At 72.0% G+C, this 15,708-nt stretch carries 12 protein-coding genes; 4 read left to right on the top strand and 8 right to left on the bottom strand.

Annotated elements, in window-relative coordinates; translation table 11 throughout:
* Positions 1-55 precede the first annotated feature (55 nt).
* From ACGFNH_RS11790 to ACGFNH_RS11800, 3 genes are all read right to left on the bottom strand, one after another.
* Positions 56-3,433, bottom strand: a complete 3,378-nt coding sequence (locus ACGFNH_RS11790) for a S8 family serine peptidase (protein ID WP_393652876.1) — start codon at positions 3,431-3,433, stop codon at positions 56-58.
* Positions 3,434-3,680: 247 nt separating this feature from the next.
* Positions 3,681-4,958: an Ig-like domain-containing protein gene (locus ACGFNH_RS11795; protein WP_393652877.1), complete on the bottom strand. Its 1,278-nt coding sequence runs from the start codon at positions 4,956-4,958 to the stop codon at positions 3,681-3,683.
* 362 nt (positions 4,959-5,320) lie between these two features.
* Positions 5,321-5,722 carry a hypothetical protein gene (locus ACGFNH_RS11800; RefSeq protein ID WP_393652878.1) on the bottom strand — a complete coding sequence of 134 codons (402 nt, stop codon included), beginning with the start codon at positions 5,720-5,722 and terminating at the stop codon, positions 5,321-5,323.
* 106 nt (positions 5,723-5,828) lie between these two features.
* On the opposite strand from ACGFNH_RS11800, the gene ACGFNH_RS11805 reads away from it, so the two are divergent.
* The gene (locus ACGFNH_RS11805) at positions 5,829-6,173 is read left to right on the top strand and encodes a hypothetical protein (RefSeq protein ID WP_393652879.1); all 345 of its coding nucleotides are present in this window, start codon (positions 5,829-5,831) and stop codon (positions 6,171-6,173) included.
* Between the two features lie 233 nt (positions 6,174-6,406).
* Here ACGFNH_RS11805 and hutH read toward each other — a convergent pair whose 3' ends face one another.
* The 5 genes from hutH to ACGFNH_RS11830 all read right to left on the bottom strand — a co-directional run bounded on the left by hutH (position 6,407) and on the right by ACGFNH_RS11830 (position 13,277).
* Positions 6,407-7,975: a histidine ammonia-lyase gene (gene hutH, locus ACGFNH_RS11810; protein WP_393652880.1), complete on the bottom strand. Its 1,569-nt coding sequence runs from the start codon at positions 7,973-7,975 to the stop codon at positions 6,407-6,409.
* A 797-nt stretch (positions 7,976-8,772) separates the two neighbouring features.
* Entirely contained in the window at positions 8,773-9,891 is a 1,119-nt protein-coding gene (locus ACGFNH_RS11815) for a diguanylate cyclase domain-containing protein (protein ID WP_393652943.1), read from the bottom strand.
* Between the two features lie 230 nt (positions 9,892-10,121).
* A complete protein-coding gene (locus ACGFNH_RS11820; protein ID WP_393652881.1) occupies positions 10,122-10,922 on the bottom strand; it encodes an enoyl-CoA hydratase/isomerase family protein in 801 nt (266 codons plus the stop codon).
* A gap of 200 nt (positions 10,923-11,122) precedes the next feature.
* The gene (locus tag ACGFNH_RS11825) at positions 11,123-12,214 is read right to left on the bottom strand and encodes an adenylate/guanylate cyclase domain-containing protein (RefSeq protein WP_393652882.1); all 1,092 of its coding nucleotides are present in this window, start codon (positions 12,212-12,214) and stop codon (positions 11,123-11,125) included.
* Positions 12,215-12,386: 172 nt separating this feature from the next.
* On the bottom strand, positions 12,387-13,277 hold the full coding sequence (locus ACGFNH_RS11830) for a biotin--[acetyl-CoA-carboxylase] ligase (protein WP_393652883.1): 891 nt from the start codon (positions 13,275-13,277) through the stop codon (positions 12,387-12,389).
* 260 nt (positions 13,278-13,537) lie between these two features.
* On the opposite strand from ACGFNH_RS11830, the gene ACGFNH_RS11835 reads away from it, so the two are divergent.
* The 3 genes from ACGFNH_RS11835 (at position 13,538) to mmpB (ending at position 15,643) form a co-directional block, all read left to right on the top strand.
* The gene (locus ACGFNH_RS11835; protein ID WP_393652884.1) at positions 13,538-15,145 is read left to right on the top strand and encodes an acyl-CoA carboxylase subunit beta; all 1,608 of its coding nucleotides are present in this window, start codon (positions 13,538-13,540) and stop codon (positions 15,143-15,145) included.
* A gap of 52 nt (positions 15,146-15,197) precedes the next feature.
* Complete coding sequence (locus ACGFNH_RS11840) at positions 15,198-15,404, top strand: acyl-CoA carboxylase epsilon subunit (protein WP_393652885.1); 207 nt, start codon at positions 15,198-15,200, stop codon at positions 15,402-15,404.
* A 110-nt stretch (positions 15,405-15,514) separates the two neighbouring features.
* Complete coding sequence (gene mmpB / locus ACGFNH_RS11845; protein ID WP_393652886.1) at positions 15,515-15,643, top strand: morphogenic membrane protein MmpB; 129 nt, start codon at positions 15,515-15,517, stop codon at positions 15,641-15,643.
* Positions 15,644-15,708 lie beyond the last annotated feature (65 nt).

Below are 15,708 nucleotides of genomic sequence, written 5' to 3' on the forward strand. Positions count from 1 at the left end.
CGGCCCGCCGGAGCGATGCGCTCCGGCGGGCCGCCGTCGTTCACTGTGTCGAGGGCTACCTGCCCCGGTAGGCGTTGTGAAGCGTCTGCGTCAGGGTGTTGCCCTTCCCGTCCTCGACGAGAGCCCGGAGCGAGACGCCCTGGCCGGCCGCCGGGTTCTTCAGCGTCACCTTGCCCTGGCTGACCTTGGCCTTCTTCCAGTGCTCACCGCCGTCGTACGACGCGTACACGGTCAGTGACCGGATGGTGCCGGCGCCGCCCGGTCCTTCGACGGACACCGGGACCCGCGCCGTCGCTCCGGCCTTCGCCGTGCTGTCGGCCGCGAGGGCCGGGCTGAAGCGGACCGCGTAGGCCGGAAGCGCGGTCTCCTCGCCGACCTTCTTCGAGCTGAACGTCCAGCTCGCGGTCAGCTTGGTGGTCACCGAGGCGACCTTGCTGCGGGTGACCGTGGTGGTGAGCCGGTAGTCGGCCTTGGCCGCGGGCACGGTGAACACCTCGCCGGTCACGGGGTCGTCGTTGGTGCCGACCTTCTTGCCGTTCCGGTAGAGGGTCGTGACCGCCTTGTCGTACTTCGAGCCGCCGACGTGGCCCTTGCCGTCCGCGAACACCGGCAGATAGCCGAACAGCTCGTTCCCGTCGCGGAAGATGCCGTAGCCGCCGCGGACCTTCGGCCCGAAGACACCGACGTTGAAGACCTTCTCGTAGCGCTTACCGGCCTTGTACCGCTTGGCGTCGAGCGAGTAGGTGGCGTCGGGCTCCCAGGGGTCCTCGCCCTCCTGCTCGAAGTCGAACGCCCAGTCCACACCTGCCGCGTTGACGTAGGAGGTCTTGGTGCCGGGCAGCCGGAAGGCGCCGGAGTAACCGGAGCCGCTGGTGCTCCCCGGGATGTAGCCGAACGCCCACAGGCGGCCCTTCCTGCCCGGTACCGAGGCGCCCAGCCGCGAGGTGACCGTGGCCAGTTCGGCCTTCTTCACGTGCTTGGTCCAGCCGGTGGCCAGCTTGTTCACCCTGCCGCCGTACGCCAGGTCGTACTGGCTGCTGCCCTTCGTCCAGGAGCCCGTCCACTGCTGGAACAGCTCACCGGCGGCCGGCTCGGGGCCGAGGTGCGCCGTGCGGAAGCCCTCGTACGAGTCGAGCCACCAGCCGTAGTCGTAGACGGCGTCATCGGTCTCGACGTAGAAGTCCGGGGCAGCGGTCTTCGGCTTCGCCGCTCCGTCCGGGACGCGGATGTCGACCGGCTTCGCGGTGCGCGCGTCGACGGTGACGGTGGTCTTCTTGGTCAGGTCGAGCCGGGGCTGGTTGATCCAGTCGATGCCCTTGGTCATGTCGTCCTCGTCCACCAGCACGCTGGCGTTGAGGATGTAACGGCCCTTGGGCACACGGATCTTGACGCTGCCGCTCCCGTCGTGCGGTTCGAAGGACTTCCCGGAGGCCAGGCCGCCGACCCCGTCCAGATTCGTCCCGTACAGGCCGGTCGGCTTTCCGTCGCGCCCCAGCGTCTTCAGCGTCAGGTCGTACGACTCGACCTCGCGGTCCACGGCCGCCGTCGTACGGACGGTCTGCCCGCCGCCGGTCGCGGTGATCACCGCGGTGTACGCCCCATCGAGCGTGCCGCCGGGCCGGGTGTCCGCGGTGAGCGGCACCTCTGCCTCGCCCTGGGGCCGGACGGTGATCCGCTGCGCGCCGAGGGCGAACATCGCGGCCGGGGCGGGCTTTCCATCGGGTCCGGCGCCCTTGACGGCGAGGTCCAGCGTGACGGGCTCGCTGCCCAGGTTGCGGTAGGTGACGGCCTTGGTCACCGGCTTGTCGTCGGTGTGCGGCCACGCCTGCGTGCCGAAGCTCACCGACACCGGGTCCGCCACGACGGACTGCTCGATGGCCCGGGTGACGTCGACCCGGCCCGAACCCTGCTCGAAGGGGGTGTACTTGCCGGGCTTGGTGGATGCGGTGAGCGCCGCCTTGAGCTGCGCGCCGCTCCAGTCGGGGTGCTGCTGGGCCAGGATGGCCGCGGCACCCGCGACATGCGGGGTGGCCATGGACGTACCGGAGATGGCCACGTATCCGTCCGCGACGGGCGTGCCCTCCTCGGCGATGGTGCTGCCGGGGGCGGCGGCCGCGCCGATGTCCACGCCGGGCGCGGTCAGATCGGGCTTGACGGCCCCGTCCCCGACGCGCGGGCCCGTGCTGGAGAAGTCGGCCAGCTTGTCCCTCTTGTCGACGGCTCCGACGGTGAGCGCGGAGTCCGCGCTGCCCGGCGAACCGACGCTGCCCGGACCCGCCTCGCCGTCGTTGCCGGCGGCGATGACGAACAACGTGCCCTTCTCGGCGGAGAGGCGGTCGACCGTCTCCTCCAGCGGGTCGGTGCCCGGCGAATCTGCGCCGCCGAGGCTGAGGTTGACGATGTCGGCGCCCTGCTCGGCCGCCCACTCCAGACCCGCGATGATGCCGGAGTCCTCGCCGGAGCCCTCGTCGTTCAGGACCTTGCCGTCGAGGAGGCGGGCGCCCGGTGCGACGCCCTTGTACTTGCCGGACGACTTGGCGCCCGTACCGGCCGAGATGGACGCGACGTGCGTGCCGTGCCCGTAGCGGTCCTTGCTGTCGGCGGCATCGGAGAAGTTCCTCTCCGCGGTCTCCTGGCCGGCCAGGTCCGGGTGGGTCTGGTCGACTCCCGTGTCCAGCACGGCGATCGTCGTGCCCTTGCCGTCGAAGCCCTTCTTCCAGGCGGCGGGCGCGCCGATCTGCGGCACGCTCTTGTCGAGGCTGGCGCGGTGGACCGCGTCCAGCCACACCCGGTCCAGCCCGGAGGCGGCCGTACGGAACGGGGCGGCGCCGCGCGGCGCCTTGGTCAGCGCCTCCCAGACGGCGGGCGCCGACTGACGACCGGCCTTCAGGGCCTCGGCGTTGAGGCGCGGGAAGCTGCGGCGCACATCCGTGCCTCGCGCGGAACGGAGCCCGGCCTTTGCGGCGGGGCGGGCGCCCCGGTAGCCGACGATCAGGCGAAGACCGTCGCCGTGGGCCTTGCGGTACTCGGGGCGGCTGAGCAGGCTCACGTCGAACAGCCGCTGGTCGACCCGCCCGGTGCGGATCAGCTCCCGGGCGTCCCAGGGGACGACGTAGGTGTGTGTGCGCCCGTCGCCCCCCGCGCCGGAGGTGGCCCGGGTGCGCTGGATCTGGACGGGTATGTGCTCGCGCCCCTGGGCGCGGTCGAGAGCCATGGGCCGGCCGTGGGCGTCGACGGCGACGCGGTCGCCGGTGAGGAGCGTGACCCAGTGCTTGGCCGGGCCGCCCTTCATGGTCGTGGACAAGGACGGCTGAGCGGCCGCTGCCTGCTCCCCGGCCACCGACGGCGAGGTGGTCATTCCCGCCGTGAGCGCTATGGCCGCGGCCATGGCGATCGTGGTGGCACCAGCCCTTTTGAGTTGTTTGTGCACCATTCCCCCTGGTGATGTCTGTCACCGTGCAGGGAGCCCTCGGCTCCTTGGAACACGGAGTATGCAGGGGGTAGCACATCCGTTCAACAGCCCGGTGACGACCCGGAATTGGGACGGGCGGGGACGGTGGGGCGAGCGGACCCGGTTCCGGGCCGCTTTTCCCGTACCGCGCCGGCACCCAAAAGCCGCCGGGCGGCGGTCGGTTCGCACCGACCGCCGCCCGGCGGCGGGAAAGCATGGGGACCCGGTGTCAGGCCCCGGTCGCGCTGCCCGCGACCCACTCGCTCCACGACATGTTCCAGCCGTTGAGGCCGTTGTCGGCGGAGACGGTCTTGTCGGGCGAGTTCGTGACGACCACGACGTCACCGAGCATCGAGTTGTCGTAGAACCACGCACCGGGCTGCTTGGGGTCGCCCGCGCCCTTGGCATCATTCAGGCCGACACAGCCGTGGCTGGTGTTCACATTGCCGAAGATCGAGTCCGCGCCCCAGTAGTTGCCGTGGATGAAGGTGCCGGACGAGGACAGGCGCATCGCGTGCGGCACGTCCTTGATGTCGTACTCGCCCTTGCCGTTCTTCTTCTTGAAGCCGACGGTGGAGCCGTCCATCCGGGTCTCCTTGAACTTCTCGGAGATCACCATCTGACCGTTGTACGTGGGGTTCTCCGGGTTGCCCGCGGAGATCGGCACGGTCTTGATCACCTTGCCGTCGCGGACGACCGTCATCTGACGCGTCTTGGTGTCGACGGTGCTGACCTGGCTGCGGCCGACCTTGAAGGTCACGGTCTTGCTCTGCACGCCCTTGACGCCCGGCGCACCCTCGACGCCGTCGAGCGCGAGCTTCATCGTGACGGTGGAACCGGCCTTCCAGTACTCCTCGGGACGGAAGTCCAGGCGCTGCCCGTTGAACCAGTGGCCGACGACCTTCTGGCCGCTGCTCGAGGTGACCGTGATCCCCTTCTGGACATCGGCCTTGTCGGAGATGGCCTTGTCGAAGTTGATCGACACCGGCATGCCCACACCGACGGTGGAGCCGTCCTCGGGCGTGAAGTTGCCGATGAAGCTGTTCTCCGGCGACACGGTGGTGATCGTGGAGTTCTCGTGCGCCTCGCGGCCCTCGGAGTCCTTGGCCTCCGCTGTGATCTTGTACTTGGTGGAGCGCTCGAGCTGGGCGTCCGGCTTCCAGGCCTTCCCGCCCCCGGCGATGGTGCCCGCGACCTCGGTGCCGGACTCGACGGCCTTCATGGTCACCTTGGTGAGCTTGCCGCCCGCCACCTTGACCTTGACATCGCTGTTGATGCCGGCGTCGTTGGAGCCGTCCTTCGGCGAAATCGCTATTCGGGCGTCCGAAGCGTCCTTGGCGGCCGCCTCGTCGACCTGCTCCTGCGACTTGCCGCGGCCGTCGCCCGCGTTGCCGCCCTTGCCGTCGTCGCCGCCACAAGCCGTGAGCGTGAGCACACCGCCGAGCAGCACGGCCATGAAAGCCAGCCCCTTGCGGTGCTTACCGTCCGTCATCACACGCTTCTCCATTGCTACTGGTTTCCCCTGATCCCCGGCCCGGCCACGGGGCGCACGTGTCCCGGTACATCCGAGAAGAACACGGATTCCCATTCGTCCGGTTCCCTCACCCCTGGAAGTGTGGGATATGCCACGTACGAGGCGGGTGAGTCCCGCCCGTGTCCAGGGGCGCCCGGGTATCCGGTTTCGCCTGGCGCGCGCCGTCCTTGGCGCCGCCTTCCCGACAGGGCGGTCTTCATCCTCGACGATGTCGTCCGATCCGTCGAGGTCCCCACGCGGATCCTTCGTCCGATCCCCTCCTCCTCCCCACGCTTCCCGTGGTTCTCACCTGTCACAGCCGTTTCGTGGCGTCCCACACACACCTTCGTGGCGTCTCACACCCTCCGCGGAGTGCCCTCCCCCTCGCGCCCGGCCCCGGTCTCGTCGTCCACGTCCCCTTCCCGGCCGTCCACGTCCTCCTCGTGGTCGTCATCGAGGCCGAGGTCCCATTCCTCCGAGGCGGGGTCGTACGCGATGCTCTCGCTGCTCCAGGACGCCTGGGCCAGTTCGACCCCAGGGACGCCCTCCACGACCGAGAACGGGTCGATGAGGTACGCCAGCGCCTCCGCCTCGTCCTCCTCGACGGCGGCCCTGGCGTGCGCGCGCTCCTCCTGCGGCATGTACGTGTCGGAGTCGATGTGGTCGAGGGCGGCGCCGGTGAGGTCCTCCGGGCCGGCGACCTCCAGCACCAGCTCCACCCGAAGCCGTACGAACCGGGATGTCTCATCAGTGGTCATGCGCGGAGCGTAAGGGGCCGCAACGGCGAGACTTTCCTGCGACCCGCGGCTGTCACTAACATCAGTCCGACGGCCAAGTCTCCAGTGCCACAAGGGGGTCCGTTCCGTGTACGCACGTCGCCCGCTGCTGACCGCCACTGCCGCGGGTTCTCTGCTCTGCGCCCTGTGGTTCGTCCCGTCGGCGAACGCGACGATGGACCACGGCAAGGCGGAGGCGCAGACGCTGACCGGGACTCAGAACTCCTCGTCCGCGGGCTCGTCGGAGTCCGGTCCGGGCCTCCCGGGGCCGGGCACGGCGAGGGCGCAGGGCTCGGCCGCGGACCTCGACAACCTCGCGGACACGGGCAGCGTGGACACCACGCCGTATCTCGTCGGCGGCACGCTCTTCCTCGGGTTCGGCGCGGGCATGGTGGCGGTCGCCGCGCGCCGTTCCCGTACGACCGCGATCTGACGCGACGTTCCGTACGAGCACACACCGTCCGTACGAGCCGTCCCGGCGTGCCCTTGCCGTCATGCGAGCCGCTCCGGCGCGCCGTTCCCGCCGTATGAGCCGCTCCTCCCGCCGTATGAGCCGCTCCGGCGCCGGTTCACGTCCTACGACTGCGCATTGACCCGCCCGGCCCGGTGCGCCGACCGACGCACCGGGCCCGCGACGTCGACGGCGCCTCCGCGGCCTCCGGCGGGTCAGGCCAGCGGGCCGGTCACCCGCTCCACGACGCGCTCCAGCGCCCCCGAACGTACGAAGGACTCTGCCGCCTCCAGGTCCGGCGCCAAGTAGCGGTCCGGACCCGCCCCTTGGACTCCCGCCTCGCGCGCCGCCGCCAGCACCGCCTGTGCCGCCGGTCCCGGCACGAGCCCGGTGCGCAGCTCGATCCCGCGTGTGGCGGCGACGAGTTCGACGGCGACGACGCGGCCGAGGTTGTCCACGGCGTGCCGCAGCTTGCGCGCCGCGGACCAGCCCATCGAGACGTGGTCCTCCTGCATCGCGGAGGAGGGGATGGAGTCCACCGACGCCGGTACGGCCAGCCGCTTCATCTCGCTGACGAGCGCGGCCTGCGTGTACTGGGCGATCATCAGGCCGGAGTCGACGCCGGGGTCGTCCGCGAGGAAGGGCGGCAGCCCGTGCGAACGGTTCTTGTCGAGCAGCCGGTCGGTGCGGCGCTCGGCGATCGAGGCGAGATCGGCGGCGGCGACGGCGAGGAAGTCCAGGACGTACGCGAGGGGGGCGCCGTGGAAGTTGCCGTTGGACTCGACGCGGCCTCCCCCCGAGCCTCCGGCATGATCCCCAAGGAGGACGACGGGGTTGTCCACGGCGGAGGCGAGTTCGCGGCCGGCGACCAGGCGGGCGTGGTCGAGGGTGTCGCGGCCGGCGCCCGCGACCTGCGGGGCGCAGCGCACGGAGTAGGCGTCCTGGACGCGCGGCGCGTCGTCCTGGTGATGCCCGGTCAGTCCCGAATCGGCAAGGACCTTCAGCATGTTGGCGGCGCTCGCGGCCTGGCCGGGGTGCGGGCGGATCGCGTGGAGCTCGGGAGCGAGGACCTTCTCGGTGCCGAGCAGCGCCTCCAGGGTGAACGCGGCCGTGATGTCGGCGGCGGTGAACAGGCGGGCCAGGTCGGCGCAGGCCATCACCAGCATGCCGAGCATGCCGTCGGTGCCGTTGAGGAGGGCCAGGCCCTCCTTCTCGCGGAGGACGACGGGCTCGATGCCGTGGGCGTCGAGGAGTTCACGCGCGGGACGCACGACGCCGTCGGGACCCTCCGCGTCGCCCTCGCCCATCAGGGTCAGGGCGCAGTGCGAGAGGGGCGCGAGGTCGCCGGAGCAGCCGAGGGAGCCGTACTCGTGGACGAGAGGGGTGATCCCCGCGTTGAGGATCGCGGCCATGGTCTCGGCGACGAGCGGACGGACGCCCGTACGCCCGGAGCACAGGGTCTTCAGCCGCAGGAACATCAGGGCGCGCACGACCTCGCGCTCGACACGCGGGCCCATGCCGGCGGCGTGGGAGCGCACGATGTTGCGCTGCAGCTGGGTGCGCAGCTCGGGGCTGATGTGGCGTACGGCGAGGGCACCGAAGCCCGTCGAGACGCCGTAGACCGGGTCGGGCTTGGCGGCCAGCGATTCGACGACCTCGCGTGCGTGGGCGAGCCCCTCGAGCGCGTCCCCGCCCAGCACGACCCGTGCTTCACCGCGGGCGACGGCGATGACGTCCTCCGCCGTGGTCCCCGACGTCCCCACCACCACATTGTGCATATCCATATTCAGGCACCCTAGAGAGTGAATCGCCGAATGTCACCAGCCGGTCCCCTCGCCGGGGAGGCCGCTCCGCGCCGCACCCCGCCACCGGACGCGGCGCCAGCATGGCGCATACCTGTCCGAGCGGTGTGCACGCGACCGGTGGTGGCAATCCCTGTCGGCTCGACGGCGGCCGGGCGAAGCCCGCCACCGCCGCGGAGAGGCGGGGGCAACACCGCCGCGGAGGGGCCGGGGGCGCAACGCCGTCGCGGACAGGCCGGGGCAACGCTGCGGCGGACAGGCCGGGGGCGCAACGCCGTCGCGGACAGGCCGGGGCAACGCTGCGGCGGACAGGCCGGGGCAACACCGCCGCGGAAAGGCCGGGGCGCACCCGTAAACGGCTCACGGCGAGCGATCTCCAGCCCCGGCCGCTTGTGCTGCGGCAACGCGGCCGTGCGGGACACCGCAACGACCGATTGTCCCGAACACACCCACGCCAACCGGCCCGGCGAGCACGGCTCCGCAACCTGGCGCCGCAGCACGTGCACACCGGCCCCGCGGCCGTAATCCGCCCGGCAGTCGGCCCCGGGGCGCCGAACCCGGACACGTCTCGCGAAGACGCCGGGCCCGGTGCGAGCCGGCCTCGGGGCCGCTCGGGCCTCCGACGGTCCGCGAGCTGCGCTGGTCGCCACGCAACCGCTCCCGGAGCGAGCCCCTTCCGTACCGGGGAGCCGGAGCCGCGTCGGTGCGCGGCAGCGCACTCAGCCGTCATGTGCACGGCGGTGCGCTCGGCCGTCGTGTGCGCGGCAGCGCGCTCGGTGTCAGGCGTCGCGGCGGTTGCGGAAGCGGCGGCGTTCCGGTCCGGCGTCCGGGGGCGATTCCGCGAGGCGGACGACCGGGTCGTCCGCGCCCTCGCGGCCGGCGACGACCGGCTTCTCCGAGCGGGCCGCCTTCGCCCGGTACTGCGCCGCGTCCGCGAGCCGGAACAGGCGGCGTGCCGACCGTACGGGTCCGATCTGCTCGCCCGTGGAGGCGACACCGCAGGCCACGCCCTCGCCCAGGTCCAACTCGGCGGCGCGGCGGCACAGTTCGTCGGCGGCCTGCACGACCTCGTCGGCCGGCGGACCCACGGCGAGCAGGCAGAACTCATCGCCGCCCAGCCGTGCCACCAGCGCGCCCGGCAGCATCGCACCGCACAGCGAGAGCAGCGAGCCGAAGCGTTCCAGCAGTCGGTCGCCGACGGCGTGCCCGAGCGAGTCGTTGACCCGCTTGAGGCCGTTCAGGTCGCAGACGACCAGGCTGACGACCGTGCCGTCGGCGTGGTGGCGGTCCACGGCCTCGTCGAGCCGCATGTCGACGAGCCGGCGGTTCGCCAGGCCCGTGAGCGGATCGGTGAAGGCGAGGCGGCGGGCCTCCTCCAGGCGCTCCGTCTGCGCGATCCCGGCCGCCGTCACGGCCGCGAGGACGGTGGCGAAGTCCGCGTCGTCGCGGTCGAACACCGGCTCCCCGACCCGCCGTGCCACGTACAGCTCGCCCCACGCCCGCCCGTGCAGCACGATCGGCGCCACCACGCAGCAGCCGCGGACGCGTCGGCGCAGAGCCGCGGCCCTGCCCCAGCTTCCGCCGCGGTGCGCGTCCGGGTGGGCGTACGCGCCGGGCTCGGGGCCGTCCGCCGTCTCCACCCAGGCGTTGGGCTCACCGTCGCCGACCCAGCGGTCGTGCAGGATCTCGGCGATCTCCGGGAACTCGTGCACCGGATACGACTCGTCCTCGGGGAACTCCTCCTCCCCTTCGGCGAGTTCGCCGGTGTTGACGAGCACCCGGAGCCGCCCCAGCTCCCGCTCCCAGACGGACAGCGCGGCGAAGGTCCCGCCGAGCGCCGTCATGGCACCGGCCGCCGCGGCGTGCACGGATTCGCGCGGGGTCTGCGCGGCGGCCATGGCCTGAGCCAGGCCCACCACCGCGCGCAGTCGCGCATCGCTTCCGCCGCCGTCGCCCGACACCGGCACCTCGCATTCCGTAGCCGTGTGCCCACCTCGCACCCAGCCTAGGAACATTCCACCCCCTTTGCCCTGTTCGTGGGGGCGACATTCAACTATTCGCCCGGCCGTCCGGCGGCCGTCCGGCGGCCGTCCGCCCGTCTCTCCGCCCGTCGCTCCGCCCGCCCCGTCTATTCGCCCGGCCAGTCCGGCGTCCGCTTCTCGTTGAAGGCCGCGACGCCCTCCGCACGGTCCCCCGAGAAGGCCACGCTGCGCCAGGCGGCGTCCTCCACCTCCAGCCCGGCCCTCAGGTCCAGGCCGTGCCCGAGGCGCATCGCGCGCTTGGCGGCCCGCAACCCGACGGGGGAGTTCCCGGCGATCCGGCCGGCCAGCGCCAGCGCCTCCTCGCGGTCGGCGCCCTCGTCGACGAGCTGGTCCACCAGCCCCAACTCCCGCGCCTCCGCGGCCGCCACCCGCCGCGCGGTGAACACCAGCTCGGCGGCGCGGGCCGCGCCCACCCGCCGCGGCAGGAGCTGCGTACCGCCGCCGCCCGGGATCACGCCCACCGAGACCTCGGGCAGGCCCACGACCGCGGTGCCGTCGGCGACGATGAGATCGCAGGCGAGCGCGATCTCGAAGCCTCCACCGAGGGCGAAGCCGTGCACGGCGGCGATCGTCGGCATGGGCAGTTCGAGCACGGCGGTGTACGCGCCACGGGTCACCGGGCGCTGCCGCAGCAGCTCCGCGTCCGTGAAGGAGTTGCGCTCCTTGAGGTCGGCGCCGACGCAGAACGCGCGGTCGTGGCTGGAGGTCAACACGACGGCCCGCGCCGACCGGTCGGCAGAGAGCGCCGCGCAGGCGTCCGTGAGGGCCCGGGCCATCTCCGTCGAGACGGCGTTCATCGCCTTGGGGCGGTCCAGGACGAGCTCGGCCACGTGCGCGCCGTGCCGCCGTACCGCGACCCATTCCCCGTACCGCTGCTCGCTGCCCATACACCCTCCCGGTTAACGACCGTGAACCTCTGGCGTCAGGCATCATCGCACCGGCGGACGGCGGCCGTCGCCGGGGCCCGTCGCGGGGACCGCTGCCGCGGGAGTGCTCACCGGGGCGCGGCGGCGCGTTCGCACTGCTCACCGGGGCAGGGCGGCATACGAGCAGGGGGCGGAGGCGCGTAGGAGCAGGGAAGGGTCCGTCAGCCGCGACGGGTCAGCAGCCACGGCTCCACGACCCCGAGCCCACGGACGGGCCGCTGCCACATCGGCTGGAGGGCGAAGCGGTACGGATGCCCGCCCTTGCCCTCCTTCTCCGCCTTCGCGGCCTCCGCCTCCGACTCGGGCGCCTCGCCCGTCCGCATCAGTTCCTCGGCGAACGCGCCGTCGACCAGCACCGCGTCCTTGGGCGCTATCGACGTCAGGCGGCTCGCCAGGTTCACGGTCGTCCCGAAGACGTCGCCCATGCGCGTCGTCACGGTCCCGAAGGCCATGCCGACCCGCAGCTCCGGCATGGTCTCGTCGTGGGTCATCGTCTCGATCAGCCGCAGCCCGATCTCGCCCGCGATCCCGGCGTCGTCCGCCGCGAAGAGGACCTCGTCGCCCAGGGTCTTGATCAGCCGCCCGCCGTGGGCGGCGACCAGATCGGCGGCCGTGGTCTCGAACGCCTCGACCAGCTCGCCGAGCTCCTCCTCCTCCAGCCGCCGGGTCAGCCGCGTGAAGCCGACGAGGTCCGCGAAGCCGACGGCCAGCCGACGGTCGACCATCTCCTCGTCGTCCCCGGCCTGCACCACGCGCCCGGTGGCGGCCGCGAGCTGCCGCCGCCACACATAGACGAGGAACTCCTCCAGCTCCGGAAGCAGCAGTTCGACCAGCGGATAGGTGACTTCCGTACGGGTCATGCCGGGCTCGGGCGGCTCGGTGAGCCCCTCCAGGAACGAGTCGATCTGCCACTCCGCGAGCCGGGCCGTGGTCTGCCCCGTCGAGCGCGCGACCTGCACGGCCATCGCCTCGCTCAGCAGTCCGGCCTCGACCAGACCCGCGAGGCGGCGCAGTGCGAGCACATCGGCCTCGGTCAGCGCCTTGGCCTGACCGATGTCCGCGAACCCCATGGCCCGCCAGAAGCGGGAGGCGAGCTCCATGGACACTCCGGCGCTGCGCGCCGCCTGGAAGGGGGTGTAGCGGCGTTCCGAACCGAGGATGAGCTGTTCGATCCGGAGCGCGAGCGGATTCTCCTCGTCCGGGGCCGGGTCGTCGTCGGGAGAGAGGTCGGGAGAGGGGTCGTCCACGGTCACGGCCCGCCCCCAGTCCGATCCACCCATAGCCTCCGGCAAGGGGGACCCCACCCTAGCCTTCGACACGGGGGACCCCAGCTCACAGCCAGTCCGCTCACTTCTCGCCCGCTCCGCCCACTCGGCCCGCTCTGCCTGGTCCGGCCCGACAACGATACGGCAGGTGTGCCGTGGCTCACTCTCCCCTGGCGGCTCGCAGATGGACGATGTCCCCGGCTCCCACCGGCTTCTGCACACCGTCCTCGGTGGCCAGCACGAGCCGGCCGTCGCTGTCGACGGCCACGGCCTCGCCCGTGATCTCCCGGTCGCCGGGCAGCACCGCGCGCACCGTCCTGCCGAGCGTCGCGCAGCCCGCCGCGTACGCCTCCTGCAGACGGCTGGCCCCGGGGTCTCCGCCGGCGCCCCGCCAGTCCTCGTACCACTGCTCCAGCGAGCGCAGGATCGCCCGCAGCAGCGGATCCCGGTCCGCCGCCGGCGCCCCGGCGAGGGTGAGGGAACCCGCCTCCGGTACGGGCAGTTCGTCCGCGTGCAGCGACACATTGAGCCCGATGCCGACGACGACGCCGTCCCCGGCCCGCTCGGTGAGGATCCCGCCCGTCTTGCGCTCCTCCTCCCCCACGTGCACGAGCAGGTCGTTGGGCCACTTCAGCGCCGTGTCCACGCCGGCGGCGCGGGAAAGGGCGGTGGCCGTCGCCACCCCGGCCAGCAGGGGCAGCCAGCCCCACCGTTCGACCGGGACGTCGGGTTCGAGGTAGACGGAGAAGAAGAGGCCCGAGCGGGGCGGCGCGGTCCAGGTCCGTTCGAGCCGTCCGCGCCCCGCCGACTGCTCCTCGGCGACCAGGATCGCGCCTTCGCCGACCTCGCCCTTCACGGCGCGCGCGGTGAGGTCGCTGTTGGTGGACCCGGTGATCTCGACCACGTCGAGGCTGCTCCACAGGGTGCCGGGCCGCACGAGCGCCTTGCGCAGCGCGGTGGCGTTCAGCGGTGGCCGCTCGAGGTCGGACCAGCGGCCGGAGGAGGGATCGGGCTGCGGGGTGCCGGGCGTTCCGGGCGGCATCGGCGTCATGCGGCCAGCGTAGGCCCGGGTGGCGCGAGGGGAGCGGGTCGGGAACCGGTGGGGCGCCAAGATCACCCGGCGCCCGTACGGGAGGGCCCGGGACCCGGCCGGCACCCCCCGTACCACTTTGACCTGGGCCTTGCGAAGGGCGGGAGGTGTGGCCAACGCCGCACTGCCATAGCGCAGCGTCGCCGATACGCTACGAGTCGGTAGCCCATCCAGCAGGTAGCCCACCCAGCACTTCCAGGACGAGCAGGAGCCGCATCCCGATGTCCGAGCCGGAATTCGCCGCAGAGAACAACCGAAGCGCCCAGACGACCGCGGGGAAGATCGCGGATCTGAAGCGGCGGATCGAGGAGGCGACGCATGCCGGGTCGCAGCGCGCGGTAGAGAAGCAGCACGCCAAGGGCAAGCTGACGGCCCGTGAGCGCGTGGACCTCCTGCTCGACGAGGGCTCGTTCGTCGAGCTCGACGAGTTCGCCCGGCACCGCTCCACCAACTTCGGCCTGGACGCCACCCGCCCGTACGGCGACGGCGTCGTCACCGGTTACGGCACGGTCGACGGACGCCCGGTGGCCGTCTTCTCCCAGGACTTCACGGTCTTCGGCGGCGCCCTCGGCGAGGTCTACGGCGAGAAGATCGTCAAGGTGATGGACTTCGCGCTGAAGAACGGCTGCCCGGTGATCGGCATCAACGACTCCGGTGGCGCCCGTATCCAGGAAGGGGTCAGCGCGCTCGGCCTCTACGGCGAGATCTTCCGGCGCAACACCCACGCCTCCGGTGTCATCCCGCAGATCAGCCTGGTCGTCGGCCCGTGTGCGGGCGGGGCCGTCTACTCCCCCGCGATCACCGACTTCACGGTCATGGTCGACAAGACCTCGCACATGTTCATCACAGGACCGGACGTCATCAAGACCGTCACCGGTGAGGACGTGGGCTTCGAGGAGCTCGGCGGCGCCCGCACCCACAACACCACTTCCGGTGTGGCGCACCACATGGCGGGCGACGAGAAGGACGCCATCGAGTACATCAAGTCGCTGCTGTCCTACCTGCCGTCCAACAACCTGAGCGAGCCCCCGGTCTTCCCCGAGGAGGCCAACCTCGAGACGGGCGACGAGGATCTCGAGCTGGACGCGATCATCCCGGACTCGGCGAACCAGCCGTACGACATGCACCGGCTCATCGAACACGTCCTGGACGACCACGAGTTCCTGGAGACGCAGGCGATGTTCGCACCGAACATCGTCACCGGCTTCGGCCGCGTCGAGGGCCACCCCGTGGGCATCGTCGCCAACCAGCCGATGCAGTTCGCCGGCTGTCTGGACATCGCCGCCTCGGAGAAGGCCGCGCGCTTCGTGCGCACCTGCGACGCCTTCAACGTCCCCGTCCTGACCTTCGTGGACGTGCCCGGCTTCCTGCCCGGCACCGAGCAGGAGTTCAACGGCATCATCCGGCGCGGGGCCAAGCTGATCTACGCGTACGCGGAGGCGACCGTCCCGCTCATCACGGTCATCACCCGCAAGGCGTTCGGCGGCGCGTACGACGTCATGGGCTCCAAGCACCTCGGCGCCGACCTCAACCTCGCCTGGCCGACGGCGCAGATCGCGGTCATGGGCGCGCAGGGCGCGGTCAACATCCTGCACCGCCGCACGATCGCCGCCGCCGAGACGCCCGAGCAGGCCGAGGAGGTCCGGGCGCGCCTGATCGCCGAGTACGAGGACGCGCTCCTCAATCCGTACGTCGCCGCCGAGCGCGGCTACGTCGACGCGGTGATCATGCCGTCCGAGACCCGGCGCCACATCGTCCGGGGCCTGCGCACTCTGCGGAACAAGCGCGAGTCGCTGCCGCCGAAGAAGCACGGCAACATCCCGCTCTAAAGCGGGGGCTGCCCGGGTATCAGAGCCGCGAGGACCATCGAGGAGGCCGCGCATGTACAAGGTCGTACGGGGCAACCCCACCCCCGAGGAGCTGGCCGCCGCCCTTGCGGTGGTCCAGGCGCGCGCCGCGGCGGCGGGCGCCGCCCTCGCGGCGCAGGACGATCTCGACGAGTGGGCCGACAAGGAGCGGACCGTGCCGCGGCGCGCGCTGCCGCAGCCGGGCCCGAAGGCATGGCGCAGTTCGAGCTGGCCCAGGTGACCCGGACCGCCTGACGCCGGGCCCGGACGAGCGGATTGGTCCCTCAGGACCGTGCCGCCTGAGTACGCGTACTCAGGCGGCACGCCCGTTTCCGCCGGAGTATCGAAAGCATGCTCTGGTCCGACCCCCCCGACGAGACGCCGCAGGAACTGCGCGACACGGAGGCCATGCTCCGCCGTGCGGGATGGGTGCTGGCGGTCGTCGCCCTGGTCGTGATGATCATCGTGCTCGGCCGCTGACCGCGGGGCGCATCAGGGTCGTTGCGGTCGAGGTCCGGGCCCGCGAACGGGAGCGGCCCTCTCGG

This window comes from Streptomyces sp. NPDC048639, assembly GCF_043199075.1.
Classification (GTDB): Bacteria; Actinomycetota; Actinomycetes; order Streptomycetales; family Streptomycetaceae; genus Streptomyces.

Bases quoted from the DNA above. Each gene is read 5' to 3' on its own strand.
- ACGFNH_RS11820 (WP_393652881.1), bottom strand. From the start codon at position 10,922: ATGGGCAGCGAGCAGCGGTACGGGGAATGGGTCGCGGTACGGCGGCAC.
- mmpB (WP_393652886.1), top strand. From the start codon at position 15,515: ATGCTCTGGTCCGACCCCCCCGACGAGACGCCGCAGGAACTGCGCGAC.
- ACGFNH_RS11800 (WP_393652878.1), bottom strand. From the start codon at position 5,722: ATGACCACTGATGAGACATCCCGGTTCGTACGGCTTCGGGTGGAGCTG.
- hutH (WP_393652880.1), bottom strand. From the start codon at position 7,975: ATGGATATGCACAATGTGGTGGTGGGGACGTCGGGGACCACGGCGGAG.
- ACGFNH_RS11835 (WP_393652884.1), top strand. From the start codon at position 13,538: ATGTCCGAGCCGGAATTCGCCGCAGAGAACAACCGAAGCGCCCAGACG.
- ACGFNH_RS11830 (WP_393652883.1), bottom strand. From the start codon at position 13,277: ATGACGCCGATGCCGCCCGGAACGCCCGGCACCCCGCAGCCCGATCCC.
- ACGFNH_RS11840 (WP_393652885.1), top strand. From the start codon at position 15,198: ATGTACAAGGTCGTACGGGGCAACCCCACCCCCGAGGAGCTGGCCGCC.
- ACGFNH_RS11795 (WP_393652877.1), bottom strand. From the start codon at position 4,958: ATGGAGAAGCGTGTGATGACGGACGGTAAGCACCGCAAGGGGCTGGCT.
- ACGFNH_RS11815 (WP_393652943.1), bottom strand. From the start codon at position 9,891: ATGGCCGCCGCGCAGACCCCGCGCGAATCCGTGCACGCCGCGGCGGCC.
- ACGFNH_RS11790 (WP_393652876.1), bottom strand. From the start codon at position 3,433: ATGGTGCACAAACAACTCAAAAGGGCTGGTGCCACCACGATCGCCATG.